The 16,768-nt window shown below is 41.1% G+C and carries 16 protein-coding genes and 1 pseudogene; 11 read left to right on the forward strand and 6 right to left on the reverse strand.

Translation table 11 applies throughout. From position 1 onward, the window contains the following. Positions 1 to 45 precede the first annotated feature (45 nt). Positions 46 to 1,086, reverse strand: coding sequence for a biotin synthase BioB (bioB, locus tag LOC50_RS07145; RefSeq protein WP_138627432.1), 1,041 nt, complete (start codon positions 1,084 to 1,086; stop codon positions 46 to 48). Positions 1,087 to 1,181: 95 nt separating this feature from the next. Between bioB and bioA the strand changes: the two genes are divergently transcribed. The 6 genes and pseudogenes from bioA to LOC50_RS17360 all read left to right on the forward strand — a co-directional run bounded on the left by bioA (position 1,182) and on the right by LOC50_RS17360 (position 7,705). Then, the gene (bioA, locus tag LOC50_RS07150) at positions 1,182 to 2,483 is read left to right on the forward strand and encodes an adenosylmethionine--8-amino-7-oxononanoate transaminase (RefSeq protein ID WP_138627433.1); all 1,302 of its coding nucleotides are present in this window, start codon (positions 1,182 to 1,184) and stop codon (positions 2,481 to 2,483) included. A 180-nt stretch (positions 2,484 to 2,663) separates the two neighbouring features. Next, positions 2,664 to 3,476 carry a hypothetical protein gene (locus LOC50_RS07155; RefSeq protein WP_036983462.1) on the forward strand — a complete coding sequence of 271 codons (813 nt, stop codon included), beginning with the start codon at positions 2,664 to 2,666 and terminating at the stop codon, positions 3,474 to 3,476. After that, positions 3,477 to 4,523, forward strand: coding sequence for an ABC transporter substrate-binding protein (locus LOC50_RS07160; protein WP_069439400.1), 1,047 nt, complete (start codon positions 3,477 to 3,479; stop codon positions 4,521 to 4,523). Next, positions 4,523 to 6,022 carry an ABC transporter permease gene (locus tag LOC50_RS07165; protein ID WP_036982834.1) on the forward strand — a complete coding sequence of 500 codons (1,500 nt, stop codon included), beginning with the start codon at positions 4,523 to 4,525 and terminating at the stop codon, positions 6,020 to 6,022. The genes LOC50_RS07160 and LOC50_RS07165 overlap by 1 nt, the downstream gene beginning before the upstream one ends. 13 nt (positions 6,023 to 6,035) lie before the next feature. Next, a complete protein-coding gene (locus LOC50_RS07170; RefSeq protein WP_036982836.1) occupies positions 6,036 to 7,046 on the forward strand; it encodes an ABC transporter ATP-binding protein in 1,011 nt (336 codons plus the stop codon). Positions 7,047 to 7,076: 30 nt separating this feature from the next. Beyond that, a pseudogene (locus LOC50_RS17360) lies at positions 7,077 to 7,705 on the forward strand (CatB-related O-acetyltransferase). A 3-nt stretch (positions 7,706 to 7,708) separates the two neighbouring features. Here LOC50_RS17360 and LOC50_RS07180 read toward each other — a convergent pair. Further along, positions 7,709 to 8,143 (reverse strand): AAA family ATPase, encoded by a 435-nt coding sequence (locus tag LOC50_RS07180; RefSeq protein ID WP_013464982.1) that lies wholly within the window; start codon positions 8,141 to 8,143, stop codon positions 7,709 to 7,711. A 290-nt stretch (positions 8,144 to 8,433) separates the two neighbouring features. On the opposite strand from LOC50_RS07180, the gene asnS reads away from it, so the two are divergent. Next, complete coding sequence (gene asnS / locus LOC50_RS07185) at positions 8,434 to 9,831, forward strand: asparagine--tRNA ligase (RefSeq protein WP_013464983.1); 1,398 nt, start codon at positions 8,434 to 8,436, stop codon at positions 9,829 to 9,831. 320 nt (positions 9,832 to 10,151) lie between these two features. On the opposite strand, the gene LOC50_RS07190 is transcribed toward asnS, so the two are convergent. The 4 genes from LOC50_RS07190 to LOC50_RS07205 form a co-directional block, all read right to left on the reverse strand. Next, on the reverse strand, positions 10,152 to 10,304 hold the full coding sequence (locus LOC50_RS07190) for a hypothetical protein (protein WP_250653884.1): 153 nt from the start codon (positions 10,302 to 10,304) through the stop codon (positions 10,152 to 10,154). A 129-nt stretch (positions 10,305 to 10,433) separates the two neighbouring features. After that, positions 10,434 to 10,745: a hypothetical protein gene (locus LOC50_RS07195; protein ID WP_248530762.1), complete on the reverse strand. Its 312-nt coding sequence runs from the start codon at positions 10,743 to 10,745 to the stop codon at positions 10,434 to 10,436. A 118-nt stretch (positions 10,746 to 10,863) separates the two neighbouring features. Continuing rightward, a complete protein-coding gene (locus tag LOC50_RS07200; protein WP_069439396.1) occupies positions 10,864 to 11,790 on the reverse strand; it encodes an electron transfer flavoprotein subunit alpha/FixB family protein in 927 nt (308 codons plus the stop codon). Next, entirely contained in the window at positions 11,791 to 12,540 is a 750-nt protein-coding gene (locus tag LOC50_RS07205; RefSeq protein WP_013464986.1) for an electron transfer flavoprotein subunit beta/FixA family protein, read from the reverse strand. It abuts the gene before it with no gap. A gap of 219 nt (positions 12,541 to 12,759) precedes the next feature. Between LOC50_RS07205 and LOC50_RS07210 the strand changes: the two genes are divergently transcribed. From LOC50_RS07210 to tsaA, 4 genes are all read left to right on the forward strand, one after another. Then, positions 12,760 to 14,406 carry an electron transfer flavoprotein-ubiquinone oxidoreductase gene (locus LOC50_RS07210; protein WP_248530761.1) on the forward strand — a complete coding sequence of 549 codons (1,647 nt, stop codon included), beginning with the start codon at positions 12,760 to 12,762 and terminating at the stop codon, positions 14,404 to 14,406. A gap of 101 nt (positions 14,407 to 14,507) precedes the next feature. After that, positions 14,508 to 14,972 carry an acyl-CoA thioesterase gene (locus tag LOC50_RS07215; protein WP_024602547.1) on the forward strand — a complete coding sequence of 155 codons (465 nt, stop codon included), beginning with the start codon at positions 14,508 to 14,510 and terminating at the stop codon, positions 14,970 to 14,972. Between the two features lie 249 nt (positions 14,973 to 15,221). Further along, positions 15,222 to 15,791 carry an outer membrane beta-barrel protein gene (locus LOC50_RS07220; RefSeq protein WP_069439394.1) on the forward strand — a complete coding sequence of 190 codons (570 nt, stop codon included), beginning with the start codon at positions 15,222 to 15,224 and terminating at the stop codon, positions 15,789 to 15,791. 172 nt (positions 15,792 to 15,963) lie between these two features. Then, positions 15,964 to 16,668 (forward strand): tRNA (N6-threonylcarbamoyladenosine(37)-N6)-methyltransferase TrmO, encoded by a 705-nt coding sequence (gene tsaA, locus LOC50_RS07225; protein ID WP_250653885.1) that lies wholly within the window; start codon positions 15,964 to 15,966, stop codon positions 16,666 to 16,668. Positions 16,669 to 16,768: the final 100 nt, after the last annotated feature.

Raw genomic sequence — 16,768 nt, forward strand, 5'->3', positions numbered from 1 at the left:
ACCTTCAACGCAATACTTTAAACCATTAGCATAGTACTGAGCACTTTACGCTTCGTAAAACAATTCTGCGGTTGCTTTATCAGCCACTTGCGATGACAAAGACGCAGCAACGGCTTCATCTGAATAATCGTGGCGTGTTTCTGGGTTCATCCCGAGCTTTTTAATTAATTGCATGTCGGCATCGGCTTCTGGGTTTTCGGTAGTAAGAAGTTTATCACCATAAAATATAGAGTTAGCACCGGCAAAAAAGCACATTGACTGCATTTGCTCATTCATTGCTGTGCGTCCTGCTGATAAACGTACGTAACTATGGGGCATCATAATACGTGCTGTGGCAATGGTACGAATAAACTCAAACTGATCTAAGTCATCAACGTTTTCAAGCGGTGTCCCTTTCACCTTTACTAGCATATTAATTGGCACGCTTTCGGGCTGCTGGGGTAAATTAGCTAACTGCATTAATAAGCCATAGCGGTCGCTTGCTTGCTCACCCATACCGACAATACCGCCGGAGCATACTTTCATACCAGCGTCTCGCACATTGCCTATAGTATCAAGGCGGTCTTGAAAGGTACGAGTTGATATAATTTGCTCATAGTATTCAGGTGAAGTGTCGAGGTTGTGGTTATAGTAATCAAGCCCTGCACTGCGCAGTTCATGAGCTTTTTCGTTATTTAACATGCCTAAAGTCATACAGGTTTCAAGGCCAAGGGCTTTTACTTCTTTTACCATTTGCGAAATGTATGGCATGTCTCTGTCTTTTGGATCTGACCATGCAGCCCCCATACAAAAACGAGTGGCGCCTTTTTGTTTTGCTAACCGTGCTTGCTCTACCACTTTTTCTACTTCTATTAGGCGCTCGCGTTCTAAATCAGTTTTGTAATGCCCCGATTGCGGGCAATATTTACAGTCTTCTGGGCAGGCACCTGTTTTAATAGATAACAACGTAGAAATTTGTACTTCGTTTGGATTAAAATTAGCGCGATGCACAAAGGCGGCTTTAAATAATAAATCGTTAAATGGCATTTCAAATAAGGCTTTTACTTCCTGATGGGTCCAATCGTGTCGAACTGTTGCAAGCTCCATAATACTCTCTTTTATTTTTTGCTCTTGGTGTTATTGGCTTAGAATACGTATTGCCGTACCATTGTCAACGAAGCCCACTTAGTTAAAGTTTACATATGAACAAAAAACAAACGATAGACCTTGATTTTGATCGTCAGCACATTTGGCACCCCTACACCTCAATGACTCAACCTATTCCGGTTTACCCCGTTACGCATGCAAATCACAACCTTATTTACTTAGAAACGGGTGAACAACTTATTGACGGTATGGCCTCATGGTGGAGTGCTATTCACGGCTATAACCATCCGGTTTTAAATGAAGCGATGCACGCCCAGATAGATAAAATGAGCCATGTAATGTTTGGTGGCATAACCCACCAGCCGGCAGTAGAGCTCTGTAAAAAGCTGGTAGCGATAACGCCAGAGGGATTAACAAAGGTGTTTTTAGCCGACAGTGGCTCAGTAAGTGTGGAAGTAGCGATAAAAATGGCGCTGCAATATTGGTTAAGCCAAGGGGTTACAACAAAACAAAAATTAATGACTCCGTTCAAAGGCTACCATGGCGATACGTTTGCAGCGATGAGTGTGTGCGATCCTATTAATTCTATGCATAATTTGTACGCTGGTTTTTTGCCTGAGCATATTTTTGTGCCTGCCCCTATTAGCCAATTTAATAGTGCGTTTAATCAAGCTGAGGCTGATGAACTCAAAAGCTATTTTTTAAAGTACCACCAGCACGTTGCCGCGTTTATTATTGAACCTATAGTGCAAAACGCCGGAGGAATGAATTTTTATCATCCTGAGTATTTAGCCTGTGTGCGTAAACTATGCACTCAATATAATGTGCTGCTTATTTGCGATGAAATTGCCACCGGATTTGGCCGCACCGGCAAATTGTTTGCTGTAGAGCATGCCAATATAGAGCCCGATATACTGTGTATAGGTAAAGCGCTGACTGGTGGCGCAATGACACTTTCGGCAACCATAACTAGCGAAAAAATAGCCACAGGGATCAGCGAAGGAGAAGCTGGGGTTTTGATGCACGGACCTACATTTATGGGAAATCCCCTTGCCTGTGCTGTTGCCTGTGCCAGTATTGATTTATTACTAAGCCAAAACTGGCAACACCATATCAGCGAAATAAATACTCAATTACAGCAGCTGCATAAATGCCAAGCGCTCAGCACCGTGGCGAATGTACGTACTTTAGGAGCTATTGGCGTAGTAGAGCTTACAGAAGAGGCTGGTAGCATTGATGTCGCTAAAATTCAGGCTTATTTTGTATCTCAAGGAGTATGGATACGCCCCTTTGGTAAGCTAATTTATCTAATGCCACCGTATATAAGTGACAAAAACAGTATTCGCGCTTTATGTGATGCTATTTATAACGCCATAAAAGGTAAACATTACGTATAGATAGGTTAACTATCATCAAGGATTACGTTAAAATTTATGCAAATAATTAGTTTGCTGCCTATTCGTCCCAAAACATTGGTATTTTTAGCCCTGACCTGTCATTTAGTGTGTTGATCTGAGTGATCTTTAGGGATATGATAATGCCTATCATTTACAATAACATTTATGGACTCACTTGCTATGAAAATATTACTTAAGCCTGCCAAGACATTAAGTGCAAGTTTTTTACTCGCCTCTGCGATTTTTGCACAACCGGCACTTGCTAATGGCCCTATTGGTGAGCATGTTAATCACCTTCAAGCTAATTTAAAAACTTACAATGAAGACGTTGAATGGATGATCTCTAAAGTCGATACCATGGTAAGCGATTACGAGAAAAAAGGCGCAAAAGCAGTCAATAGTGATGATTTGGTTGAGTACTGGGAGTCAGTTAAATTCCACAGCGCCATAGAAACTAATTACGTGCCTGTCTATGCCTCTATTTGGCAAGGTTTGTATGGCATAAAAATGGCTATCGATAATAAAAAACCAGCGTCAGAAGTACGCAAACAACAACAAGCAATGAATAATGCCCTATGGCAAGGATTAGGCGCAGTTAAACTGGCGGCTAAGTTTCAACAAAAAGGGTTATTAGATAGCGTTAAAGCAACAGCAACCAAAGAAATGACGCAAAGCGCGACTATCGACGAAATTAAACACAAATTAGACCGAGTGGTCGCTAAATACGCAGAACGTTTAAGCGATGAAGCCACCAACATAGTGCACGACACCTACCTACATTTATTCGAAGGTGTTGAAGGTACACTAATTGAGCAAGACGCGAAGTTAGTAGAAATCCTAGAAAAAGACTTTAACGTCACACTTCCACAAGCAATTTCTAATAATAAAAGTGTTGATGAAGTTCGTGATGTGGTTGTTGATATGCAAACCAAACTAAGCCGCGCTCAAACGCTGATTGAAAAAGCAGAAAAAGCACGTAAGGATGTATTTTAAGTGAAACGCAGAACCTTTATTCAAGGCTTAGCTGCGTTAGGGGTAGCGGGTGCTTTACCGCTATCGCTTTCACGCGCTTTTGCCGCTGATATTGCTATTGCAAACCCCGTGTCTGTTGATACATTGCCTAAACTAAAAGGTGCATTGACGCTTTATTTAGGCCGTGGTGAAGGTGGCTTATACGAAAACGTATTACAAGCCATTCAAAAAAAGAACCCTGAACTTGACCTTGCCATTCGTCGCGGCCCTACCGCAGCGCTTGCCAACACCATTGTTGCCGAAGCAAATGCAGGGGTTAAACGTGCCGACTTATTTTGGGCAGTCGACTCTGGGGCAATTGGTTTAGTTACCGATGCCGGTCTTGCCAAGCCCATGCCGAGTGATTTATCAGCGCAATTACAGCCACAATTTAGATATGATGAATGGGCACCTGTTACTGGCCGTATTCGTACTTTACCTTTTAATACCGATCGCTTAACCAAAGAGCAAATTCCAACGAGCATTATGGACATTGCCGACAGTGATTTAAGTATTGGTTGGGCGCCTGCTTATGCTTCTTTTCAATCGTTTATTACTGCTATGCGGCTTTTAGAAGGTGATGATAAAACGGCTAAGTGGCTCAAAAAAGTTAAAAAACGATCTAAAACCTACGCCGGTGAACTCGGTGTGGTAATGGGCGTTGAACGTGGTGAAGTAGACATTGGTTTTGCTAATCATTACTACACGCTGCGCTTAAAATCAGGTAAGCCCGATGCAAAACTTGATTTAGCCTTTACGCAAAATGATGCTGGCTGTTTAGTTAACGCTTCAGGTATTTTATCGTTATCTGACGACCCACTGGCAATCAACTTTATGCGCTATTTACTTAGCATTGAAGTGCAAAGTTATTTAGCAAGCGAAGCCTATGAAATCCCACTGGTTAATGGCATTACTCAACCCGATGGATTGCCAAAGTTAACCAGTATTTCGCCACCTAAAATTGATTTAACCCAGTTGGCTGATTTACGCCCAACTATAGATTTAATGCGCAGCAGCGGCGTTTTATAATGCGAATACCTACATCTTACCCAATGGCGCTGCTTGCAGCGCTAGTGACCCTGACCCCTATTTTTGTTTTAATTACGCTTGCCTCTGACGCAAGCTCTTTTTTTGATAGCCATAATTTAACTATTTTAGGCAATACCCTGTCGTTAATGGGATTAACTGTATTAGGTTCAATTTTAATTGGTGTGCCCTTAGCATTCATTAGCGCCTATGTGCAGTTACCGTTTAAAAAGTTTTGGCTGGTGGTGTTTGCAGCCCCGCTTGCTATTCCCAGTTACATTGGCGCTTTTACGCTTTATGCTGCATTTGGTCCTGGCGGTGAAATAAACAACTTACTTGGTTTTGAAACCCCTTCTATGTATGGCTTAACGGGAGCCGCCATTGTCATGACCTTGTATACTTTTCCGTTTGTTATGATGACTACCCGTTCGTCTTTACTTAGTTTAGATGCCAGTATGGTCAACGCTGCTCGAACGCTGGGTATGTCGATGACGCAAAGCGTATTTAAAGTTATTTTACCCCGCGTAGTAAATGGCATTGCTGCAGGGTCGTTATTGGTTGCACTATATACCTTATCTGACTTTGGTACTCCCGCAATGATGCGCTTAGATACGTTTACCCGTGTTATTTATGTGGAATATAATGCTTTTGCCTTAAGCCGTGCGGCTATGTTGTCACTGCAACTGATGGTAATTGTTGGCTTTTTATTAATGATTGAATCACAAATAAAAACCGCCTCAGAGCGTCAAGGTCGTTCGCTTATTTTATTCCCTAAAAAATGGCAACTAGGCGCTATGTTTGCCACCTTTGCACCTATTTTGTTACTCGCTATTGGCCTACCCTTAGCAGTATTTACTTTGTGGTTAGTGCGTGATGGCTTTAGCTCGTTTGATTTTAGTATTGCCTGGCATTCAACTTACGCTTCAGCCATTGCCGCTATTGTTACAGTTATTGTTGCCATTCCGGTTGCCCATGCGGCTTTAAGTGGTAAGGCTGGTAAAATAATGGAACGTGTTACTTACTTTGGTTTTGGTATTCCGGGTATTGTTATGGGCACAGCGCTTGTGTACGGCGGCTTACAACTACCCTTTTTATATCAAACGCTGGGCTTATTGATTATTGCTTATATGCTACGTTTTTTACCACTTGCGGTAGGTTCTGTGCGTACCAGCACCGAGCATCTTGACCCAAGCTTGGTAAAATCAGCGCGGGTACTAGGCGCAAGCCCGCGCGAAGCCTTTACGCGTATTACTTTACCCCTAACTATGCGTGGTATTATTGCAGGTGGCGCCTTGGTCTTTTTAGAGTCAATGCGTGAATTAGAAGCCACACTTTTACTAGGCCCCACAGGCTTTGAAACGCTATCTACCTACTTATGGCGTGTTTACGAAGCCGGTTATTTTGGCCGTGCTGCTATTCCTGGCTTATTGTTGGTAGTGATTTCTGCGGGTGCTTTAGCTATTATGATGTCTGGCGAAAAACGCAACCAGTTTGAACATTAAGGATTTATAAAAAATGCTATCTGTAAGTCAGTTGTCTATAGATTATGGCAGTAACCGTGTTGTTAGCGATTTAAATTTCACCTTAGGTGAAAGCGAAATATTAATGCTTGTTGGTCCAACAGGTTGCGGAAAAAGTACTATTTTACAAGCGTTAGCGGGGCTTTTACCAATTAGTGAGGGTGAAATTAAAGTAGCTAAATGGACAGCGACACCAAAGCATACTGTGGCGCCTGAAAAACGCAGCGTAGGTATGGTGTTTCAAGACTTTGCGTTGTTCCCTCATTTAACAGTTGAGCAAAACGTATGTTTTAAACTTAAAGACACCAGCCCTGCCGATCACTGGCTAAAACTTCTTGGTTTAGATGCATTTAGGCATAAAAAACCAGCCACACTGTCAGGCGGGCAAAAGCAACGCGTAGCATTAGCGCGTACCCTTGCCCACCAACCTGACTTTGTATTACTTGATGAGCCGTTATCTAACCTTGATGCTGCCTTAAAAGATATGTTGCGTTGGGATATCCGCAACGCATTAAAAGAAGCTGGTGTACCGGCAATTTGGGTAACGCACGATCAAGAAGAAGCGCTTTCGGTGGGCGATCGTGTGGGTGTTTTAAAAGGCGGTAAAATACAACAAATTGACACCCCAGAGCAGTGTTTTAGTACCCCAAACAACCGCTTTGTTGCGCGCTTTTTAGGTGAAGCCAGCTTTATAAAAGGAACCCTAAATAACGGCCAAGCGCTTACCGACATTGGTAATGTGCCTGCAAACGGCATTGATTGTGACACTGGTGAGGTAGAAGTTTTACTTCGTCCAGATGATGTATTATTAGTACAAAGCAGTATTGGTAATAATGGTGAAGTAATTTGGGTACGCTTTGAAGGCGGTAGCCGTTTATGCGCGGTTAAACTTGCATGCGAAACCGTAGTAACTAGCCGAGTAAGCCATGAGGTGGTTGTACACCCAGGTGACAAGGTACATGTTTCGCTCAGTACATCTCACCCATTGGCGGCATTTAAAAGCTAGTAGCGTATTTATCTTACTTGAGAGGAAACCATGAACGGACCAAATCCAAACAATCCATCACCTATGGACGGTTTTCCTTAAGTAGGTTATTTAAAAAACTTTATTAAGTCACCTAATATAGAAGTGGGTGATTACACCTATTACGACGACCCTGATGGGCCTGAACATTTTGAAAAAATGTCCTTTATCATTTCGATTTTATTGGGGATCGTCTCATCATAGGTAAGTTTTGCGCCATAGCTAAAGACGTTACTTTTATAATGAATGGGGCTAACCATCAAACCTCCGGCTTTTCTTCTTATCCATTTTTTATATTTGGTAACGGTTAGGAAAAGTCTGCACTTCAACAAATTGACTTACCTTTCAAGGGCAATACTGAAATAGGTAATGATGTATGGATTGGTTACAACGCCACTATTATGCCGGGGGTAAAAATTGGCAGCGGCGCCATCATAGCGAGTAAATCTGTGGTAACCAATGATGTACCTGCCTATAGCATTGTTGGCGGTAACCCTGCAAAAGTAATAAAAAAGCGTTTTGATGAAACAACTATCAATCAACTTTTAGCAATTGCATGGTAGGGCTGGAGCAGTGAAAAAATTACCGCTCATTTAGATGCCATTACCCACGCTGATATAGACGTTTTAGCTGAAATTTAATAATTACCACTCAAACATGTAGGCCATTTTACTAATGGTTTTAAGCGGTATGTTATGACTATTGCGCTTGGCATATAAGTGTTGCATTGATTTGTCTTTTACTTCACCAACAATCACTTCTTTTACTTGATACCCTAAAGCTATCGCTGCTTGCGAATAGGCAATGAATTCCCATTTTTTAATATTAGTGTTATCAACAATAACCAGTTCAATACCTTGTGCTAACGCGTTAATAAAACGTGCTAGGTTTAGGTTATGATATTGCGATAATTTAAACTTATCGAAATGATATTCACCCTGCTCGTTTACAAAGTAATCATCTGTTGAGCAAATAAAATAATTGCTTTCATCTGCGCCCGATAATTCGTCAGCGAGATTTTGCGCATAATATGACTTACCACTGCCTGGCAGTCCTCGTAAAATAAAAACTTGTTTCATAGCATCCATTTTTTATTAATGGTAAACGTTAATTCGGTTTGATTACTAATAATGCCACAAATTGATGAATTTTCAGAGTAACAAATGGTAATAGTAGCCATTTAACTCTAAAAACTGGTTAAAAAAACCGCGCGTGACTAAAAACTTTTAAAGAGTTGCCCACAACAGTTTTTTTATTTTACTTTACTGGTATTATACAAGGTTCAAGTGCAGTGACCTTACATACATAAATGCATGAGTAACGCACAATTAATTTATATAGTTAGGCAACTTATATCATTGGAGTGAAGATGAGCCATTTAGCGATTTCAGAGCTATTAAAAGGCAATGTTGCGGTAGACAGCCAAGTAACCATTAAAGGCTGGATCCGTACACGCCGCGATTCAAAAGCAGGAATATCATTTTTAGCCGTTCATGACGGTTCGTGTTTTGATCCTATTCAAGCGGTAGTTCCTAATTCACTGAATAATTATGATGAAGTTACAAGCTTAACAGCAGGCTGTTCTGTGTCGGTCACCGGTGTATTAGTGCAATCTGCAGGACAAGGTCAATCTTTCGAAATTCAAGCTAATTCAGTGACTGTGTTAGGTTGGGTTGAAAATCCAGATACTTACCCAATGTCGGCTAAGCGCCACAGCATTGAATATTTACGTGAGCACGCTCACCTTCGCCCGCGCACCAATATGATTGGCGCAGTAACGCGTGTACGTAACTGTTTAGCGCAAGCGATTCATCGTTTTTACCATGAGCAAGGCTTTTACTGGATCAGTACACCAATCATCACAGCCAGTGACTGTGAAGGTGCGGGTGAAATGTTCCGCGTATCAACCCTTGATATGCAAAACCTGCCAATGACAGATAAAGGCGAAATTGATTACAGCGAAGACTTTTTTGGTAAAGAAGCATTCCTAACGGTATCTGGCCAGCTAAACGGTGAAACATATGCATCAGCTATGTCTAAAATTTACACCTTTGGCCCTACGTTCCGTGCAGAGAATTCAAATACATCTCGCCATTTAGCTGAATTTTGGATGGTAGAGCCAGAAGTTGCGTTTGCTGATTTAGAAGATATCGCAAAATTGGCTGAAAACATGCTTAAGTACGTGTTTAAAGCGGTATTAGAAGAACGCCGTGACGACATGGAGTTTTTTGCTCAACGTATCGAAAAAACTGCGATTAGCCGTTTAGAAGAATTTGTTGAAAAAGACTTCGCACAAGTTGATTACACAGACGCTGTAGAAATTCTAAAAGCATGTGGCAAGAAATTTGAGTACGCTGTTGAATGGGGTGTAGATTTACAGTCTGAGCACGAGCGTTACCTAGCAGAAGAACACTTTAAAGCACCGGTTGTTATTAAAAACTACCCGCGAGATATTAAAGCATTTTACATGCGTCAAAACGAAGACGGTAAAACCGTTGCGGCTATGGACGTAGTGGCACCTGGTATTGGTGAGATCATTGGTGGTTCACAACGTGAAGAGCGTCTTGATGTATTAGATGCACGCCTTGACGAAATGGGCTTAAATAAAGAAGACTACAGCTGGTACCGCGACCTACGTAAATACGGTAGCGTGCCACACTCTGGCTTTGGTTTAGGGTTTGAGCGCTTAGTTGCTTATGTTACCGGTATGGGTAACGTACGTGATGTGATTGCATTCCCACGTACTAAAGGCAGCGCAACGTACTAAGCCACGCTTTGTAACGTTAAATAAAAAACCAACCTAAGGGTTGGTTTTTTATTGTCTTTATCTAAATCTTTATAAATATCTTGCGTTTATAAAGCATATTTGACATTAACTAAAAGCCCATAACATGTAATAAAGCAAAGGTGAACTATGCCAATTTAGCACTCATAACTAAAGCGAGTTGCTCATACATCCACCCCCCAAGTTTAGCTCGCCAATATTAACTAGTGAATAGCTCAGTACCCACACACCCGATAACACATAAAAAAACAAAGGATTCGAGCCATACACAATTAATGGATTAACAAGACGTTCGGGTTTTACTATGTCGCAAAGCCACAAAAAAAGGCCAGTACAATACAGGCAATCCCTGAGGTGTAAATAACAAAGGTACTGGTCAAAAGCGATTTATTAATTGGCATAATCAGCGAGCCTAATTGCCCTAGTGCAATACCGACAACCCCGATTAACAACAAACGCTTAATACTTGTCCATTGACTGCTAGAGCTGGTAAGTAGGCGGGTAACCTAAAAGCCAAATAAAACACTCACGATACTAGGTAAGGTGCTCAAAAGCCCTTCTGGATCAAACGCTAATCCTTTATTTCACCACAAATGCGGTTCACCTAACACCGCTATATAAACCGTTCTATCCAGGTTATTCTCTAGTGCATAGGCATTATTAGAACCAACACTTAAAAGCTGTAACCAATATGCAATTAAAATAACAACCAATAAGCTGATCACCCCTCGCCTATTGAGTAACAATACACAGATAGACGCTAAAATATAGGCAATGCCTATTCGCTGTAATACGCCCAGTATTCTCAAGTTTTCAATGCTCGTGGTAAAGGGGTAAATAGTTAACGCTAAGCCAATAGCAAAAATAATTGCTGCTCGTTTTATCAGCCGTAACACTTGGCTTGCATTAGCTGTGCTGTTGGTTTTTTTAATGAAAAAAGCCGCAGAATCAATAATGAAACGGCGGCTTTAAATCAGAATATTTAACTTTATATTATGCTGTGATTATTAAACTTTATAAAGCTTGTTCAAGCTCAGGTAATACATCAAATAAATCAGCAACTAAACCGTAATCAGCCACTTGGAATATTGGCGCATCTGGGTCTTTATTAATGGCCACAATAATTTTTGAATCTTTCATGCCAGCTAAATGCTGAATAGCACCACTTATACCTACGGCTATGTATAAATTAGGCGCAACAATTTTACCTGTTTGACCTACTTGCATATCGTTAGGGACAAAGCCTGCGTCAACCGCTGCACGTGAAGCGCCAATTGCAGCCCCCAGCTTATCGGCAATACCATTAAGAAGTGCAAAGTTTTCACCATTTTGCATACCTCGACCACCTGAAATAACCACATCAGCTGCAGTGAGCTCTGGGCGTTCAGATTCGGTTTGCTCAACACTAACAAAGCTACTTAACTGTGAATCAGAGACCGTATCTAAGGTTGTGACATTAGCTGGCGCTTGTTCGCCTTGTAAATCAAAGCTACTTGCACGCACGGTGATCACTTTTTTATTATCGAGTGATTTAACCGTTGCTATGGCATTTCCCGCATAGATTGGGCGTTTAAACGTGTCTGCGTCAATAACAGCAATAATTTCTGAAATTTGTGCAACATCTAATAATGCGGCAACACGCGGCATAAAGTTTTTACCTGTCGTTGTGGCACTTGCCACAATATGGCTGTACTCATCTGCAAGTGATAACACTAAATCTGTCATGCTTTCGGCAAGTTGATGCTCGTACACCGCGTTATCTGCAAGTAATACATTTGTAACACCCTCAATGCTCGCAAGTGACTCACTCATGGCACCTAAGTTTATGCCAGCTAACAATACATCGACATCAAAGCCTAATTTTTTAGCGGCGTTAATGGTTTTTGAGGTTTCTGGTTTTAAGGCACCGTTATCGTGCTCTGCAATTACAAGAGTTTTCATTTAAATCACCTTTGCCTCTGTTTTAAGTTTTTCCACAAGCTGTGCAACGTCTTCAACAATAATGCCGCCGCTGCGTTTTGCTGGTTCTTCTACACGAACGACTTCAATACGCGGTGTTAAATCGACACCTAACGAATCAGCCGCAATAACTTCTAGCGGTTTACGTTTGGCTTTCATGATATTAGGTAGCGACGCATAACGTGGCTCGTTTAAACGTAAATCGGTGGTTACAATCGCTGGTAAATTAAGTGCAACAGTTTGCAAACCGCCATCAACTTCGCGGGTTACATTCACTTTGCCATTTTCAATAACCACTTTTGAAGCAAATGTACCTTGGCCGCGATTAGTTAATGCAGCGAGCATTTGGCCCGTTTGATTATTATCAGAATCGATAGATTGCTTGCCTAAAATAACGAGCTCAGGAGATTCTTGCTCAACCACTTTCGCAAGTAACTTTGCAATATGAAGAGATTCTAGGTTTTGCTCGGTTTCAACATGAATCGCTTTATCAGCGCCAAGGGCAAGTGCTGTGCGTAATTGCTCTTGTGATGCTTTAGCGCCAATAGTCACAACAACCACTTCGCTTGCAGTACCCGCTTCTTTTAAACGAATCGCTTCTTCTACCGCAATTTCACAAAATGGGTTCATTGCCATTTTTACGTTTGTTAAATCAACACCGCTGTTATCAGGTTTAACGCGAGCTTTTACGTTGTAATCAATCACTCTTTTTATTGGTACGAGAACTTTCATAGGGACTCCATAATTATTTAAACCTATAAGCTAACGTATACGTCAACCTATTTATTTTATGAAATCAGACTACTTCCTGTTGACGTAAACGTCAACCTAAAATAACCTTAAACTATTCACAACCTGTAACGTTTAATTTGCATCACAAAATAACAGGTTGCTTAGCTTACTTTTTGCCTATAGGGCAAGAGTAAGTCCGTCATAGATAAAGAGGTTATTATGATTGAACGCGAAACCATGGAATTTGATGTTGTTGTTGTAGGGGCAGGCCCTGCTGGGCTCTCAACAGCAATTAAACTCGCGCAGCAAGCACAAGAAAAACAACAAGAGTGCATGATTTGTGTGGTTGAAAAAGGCTCTGAAGTGGGCGCGCATGTATTATCAGGTGCTGTTTTTGAAACCAAAGCATTGGATGAACTACTGCCAAACTGGCAAGAATTGGGCGCGCCTGTTACGACTAAAGTCCAAAGCGATGAAATTTATTGGTTTAATAACGAACAAAAGGCAACCTCTATACCTCATTTTGCAACCCCTAACACATTTCATAATAACGGTAACTACATTGTTTCTATGGGGAATGTATGTCGTTGGCTTGCTGAGCAAGCAGAAAACTTGGGCGTTGAAATATTTCCAGGCTTTAGTGCTCATTCACTTATTATTGAAGATGATGTTGTTAAAGGCATTATTACCGGTGATATGGGGCTGGATAAAAACGGCGACGAAAAAGACGGTTACATGCCGGGTATGGAGTTACGTGCTAAATACACGGTATTTGCTGAAGGCTGTCGCGGCCATTTAGGTAAGCAACTGATCAATCAGTTTGCTTTAGACGATGAAAGCTCGCCACAGCATTACGGTTTAGGCTTTAAAGAAATTTGGCAAGTAGATGAATCTAAACATCAGCTTGGTAAAGTAGTTCACGGAACCGGTTGGCCATTGAGTGGCGATACTGGCGGTGGTGCTTTTATGTATCATAGCGAAAACAACCAAGTGGTGGTTGGTTTAATTGTTGATTTAAATTATTCAAATCCACATTTAAGCCCATTTGATGAGTTTCAGCGTTTAAAACACCACCCGGTATTTAAAAAAACCCTTGAAGGGGGTGAGCGTATTGCTTATGGTGCGCGCGCCATTGCCAAAGGCGGTTTACACTCTTTGCCTAAAATGCATTTCCCGGGTGGCTTGTTAGTGGGCTGTGATGCAGGCACCCTAAATTTTGCAAAGATTAAAGGTAATCATACGGCTATGAAGTCAGGCATGATAGCCGCTGAGGTGATTTTTAATGCGCTACAAAACGATTTAGCTAACACGGATTTAACCCAGTACACCGCTGAGTTTAAAAAATCATGGGTGTATAAAGAGCTGTATCAATCTCGTAACTTTGGCCCCGCTATGCATACCTTAGGCAAATTTGCAGGCGGTGCGTATAACACCCTTGATCAAAACATATTTAAGGGTGCCCTACCGTTTAGTTTTAAAGATAACGTACCCGATCACGCCACTTTGAAAGACGCTGATCAAGCTCAAAAGATTGCCTATCCGAAGCCTGATGGCAAACTCAGCTTTGATAAGCTTTCTTCGGTATTTTTATCAAACACTAATCATGAAGAATCGCAGCCGTGTCATTTGAAACTCAAAGATGCATCAGTTCCGATTAAGGTAAATTTAGTTAAATTTGATGAACCTGCACAGCGATACTGCCCTGCCGGCGTTTATGAAGTACAAGAAGTCGAAGGCGAGCAAGCCTTTGTGATCAATGCGCAAAACTGTGTGCATTGTAAAACCTGTGATATTAAAGATCCGAGCCAAAATATCACCTGGGTCACTCCTGAAGGTGCCGGCGGTCCTAACTACCCCAATATGTAACAACCTTTCTAAAGAAATTATAAACTTATCCTAAATTGCAGGGGCTTCGGCCCCTTTTTTGCGCTATGCTGTTAAGTAATATGAATAAATGAGAGTATGTTATGGCGTCGTCGAGTGTAATTTTTCGTTTTTTAGCAGAGCCTACCGATGTAAATTTTGGTGGTAAGGTGCATGGTGGTGTGGTCATGAAGTGGATTGACCAAGCAGGCTATGCCTGTGCTGCAGGTTGGAGCGGTCATTACTGCGTAACCGTATCGGTTGCGGGCGTTAAGTTTAGCCGTCCTATTTTGGTTGGCCAGATTGTTGAAGTGGAAGCCAAAATTGCACACACAGGTAAAACCAGTATGCAAATTTTCATACAAGTACGCTGTGGCGACCCTAAAACCCAAAACTTAGTTGAAACTAATCATTGTGTAATAAGTTTTGTTGCTATGGATGAGACCGGTTACCCTGTTGCCGTTCCTGAATTCACATCTGTTACTGACGAAGATAAAAAGCTAGAAAATTATGCCATTAAAATGAAACAAATAGCGATAGAAACAGAAAACTTACTTTATCAAGTCTAATTCGGTACCTTTTGCAGGTATGTATAAACTACAGCAAGCTGTAAATTCTACAATTTTTATTTTTTTACAAATTAACAGTACGCTTAACAGCTGGATGTTTTGCGTACTTAAACCACCAAAAAAGTTCAATAAATACACTTTAAGAGCAAATATTAACAAAAAAATTATTGGCATGTTCACTGCAATAAGTAAATCGACGTTTGATGAATCTATCGAACATTAGATATTATTTTTTAAAGGAGCTATACAATGATTAAAACACTTTCTCTTTCTGCACTTGCTTTAGCAACACTGGGTTTTAATTCAGCAGCACAGGCAGATGTTACCGACATGGACTCTCCACGTATTTATACGGGTATTGGTTACGGCCAATATTCATTTCAGTTTGAAGATAGCGAAAACGACACCGATTTCGATGACGACGCGCAAATGTTAAAAGGTTATATCGGTACTCAATTTAATGAACATATAAGCCTTGAACTTGCCTATCAAAATTTTGATGAAGTGAGTGACATAGACAGTAAAGCAGAAATTGATGGGGTATCACTAGCAGCGCGTTTTGCAGCGCCAATCACTGAAAATTTTTCTATCTATGCAAAAGGCGGTTGGTTCGAATGGGATGCTGATTTAACTCAAGAACTACCAGTAGGCAGCGTTAGCGTATCACAAGACGGTGGTGACGTATTTTATGGTGCAGGTATTGAATATGCTTTCACAACCAATATGCAAGTGCGTTTAGAGTATGAGCGTTACGAATTAGATGATGATATCGACCCAGAAATGGACGTTGCGTCAGTATCTTTCCAATATATGTTTTAATAACAACTCAATAGTTGCAATGTAAGGGTAAGGCTAGGTTTAGCCTTGCCCTTTGTTATTCCACATTTAAACGAATCAGTCTAAACTCTCTTTATGCTGATTATATTAAGCTAATGCCACCAATGGTAATTACAGGTAGAATACCTCCCTATTTTATTTGTTAGCGAGCATTATGAGCGATTATCAGATTTCGGCTATTGGTCATATTCAATCACCGTATAAACAAAAGTTTGCCATTCCTAGACAACCTCGATTAGTGCCAGAAGCAAAAGCTAAACTTATTTTTGCTCCAGATTTTAATCGTGAAGAATTTGTTCGTGGTTTAGATGAATTTAGCCATATTTGGCTATTATTTCGTTTTCATGAAACCGCAGATAAAGGCTATTCAGCAATGGTGCGTCCGCCGCGCCTTGGTGGCAATGAGCGTAAAGGCGTTTTTGCCACACGCGCTACATTCAGACCTAACGCTATAGGGATGAGTGCTGTTAAGTTAGAGGGAATTGAATACAAAAAAGGGCAGTTAGCGTTATTGCTCGCCGGTATTGATTTACTTGATGGTACACCTATTGTTGATATTAAGCCTTATTTGCCCTATTCAGACGCTTTACCTGATGCCAGTGCAGGCTTTGCCGACACGCGCCCAGAAACTCACATGAGTGTTGAATTTAGTGAGCAAGCTTTGGAATTTATAAATAAACAAAGCCACTATCCTGAGCTACAAGCGTTTATCAGCAATGTGCTAAAACAAGATCCTCGCCCAGCGTATAAAAAGCAGAAACAAGGCATACAAAGTTATGGTATGAATTTGTATGAATACAACATTACCTGGCAAGTGACTGACTCTCATCATCTGGTTACTCATATAGAGCCCAGTTAAACTAACTTTAAAAACCTGCTATGGCTATAAAATGCGATAAAAAATCACTTAGCGCTTTAGTGTCAATGCATCCGCTGGTAAACTGAGCGCCTTAATTAAA

It is taken from the genome of Pseudoalteromonas sp. SCSIO 43095 (assembly GCF_023650455.1).
In the GTDB taxonomy this organism is placed as follows: Bacteria; Pseudomonadota; Gammaproteobacteria; order Enterobacterales; family Alteromonadaceae; genus Pseudoalteromonas; species Pseudoalteromonas tetraodonis.

Excerpts from the sequence above, each read along its gene's own strand:
- bioB (WP_138627432.1), bottom strand. The coding sequence starts at position 1,086 with ATGGAGCTTGCAACAGTTCGACACGATTGGACCCATCAGGAAGTAAAA.
- bioA (WP_138627433.1), top strand. The coding sequence starts at position 1,182 with ATGAACAAAAAACAAACGATAGACCTTGATTTTGATCGTCAGCACATT.
- LOC50_RS07155 (WP_036983462.1), top strand. The coding sequence starts at position 2,664 with ATGAAAATATTACTTAAGCCTGCCAAGACATTAAGTGCAAGTTTTTTA.
- LOC50_RS07165 (WP_036982834.1), top strand. The coding sequence starts at position 4,523 with ATGCGAATACCTACATCTTACCCAATGGCGCTGCTTGCAGCGCTAGTG.
- LOC50_RS07170 (WP_036982836.1), top strand. The coding sequence starts at position 6,036 with ATGCTATCTGTAAGTCAGTTGTCTATAGATTATGGCAGTAACCGTGTT.
- LOC50_RS07180 (WP_013464982.1), bottom strand. The coding sequence starts at position 8,143 with ATGAAACAAGTTTTTATTTTACGAGGACTGCCAGGCAGTGGTAAGTCA.
- asnS (WP_013464983.1), top strand. The coding sequence starts at position 8,434 with ATGAGCCATTTAGCGATTTCAGAGCTATTAAAAGGCAATGTTGCGGTA.
- LOC50_RS07200 (WP_069439396.1), bottom strand. The coding sequence starts at position 11,790 with ATGAAAACTCTTGTAATTGCAGAGCACGATAACGGTGCCTTAAAACCA.
- LOC50_RS07205 (WP_013464986.1), bottom strand. The coding sequence starts at position 12,540 with ATGAAAGTTCTCGTACCAATAAAAAGAGTGATTGATTACAACGTAAAA.
- LOC50_RS07210 (WP_248530761.1), top strand. The coding sequence starts at position 12,760 with ATGATTGAACGCGAAACCATGGAATTTGATGTTGTTGTTGTAGGGGCA.
- LOC50_RS07215 (WP_024602547.1), top strand. The coding sequence starts at position 14,508 with ATGGCGTCGTCGAGTGTAATTTTTCGTTTTTTAGCAGAGCCTACCGAT.
- LOC50_RS07220 (WP_069439394.1), top strand. The coding sequence starts at position 15,222 with ATGATTAAAACACTTTCTCTTTCTGCACTTGCTTTAGCAACACTGGGT.
- tsaA (WP_250653885.1), top strand. The coding sequence starts at position 15,964 with ATGAGCGATTATCAGATTTCGGCTATTGGTCATATTCAATCACCGTAT.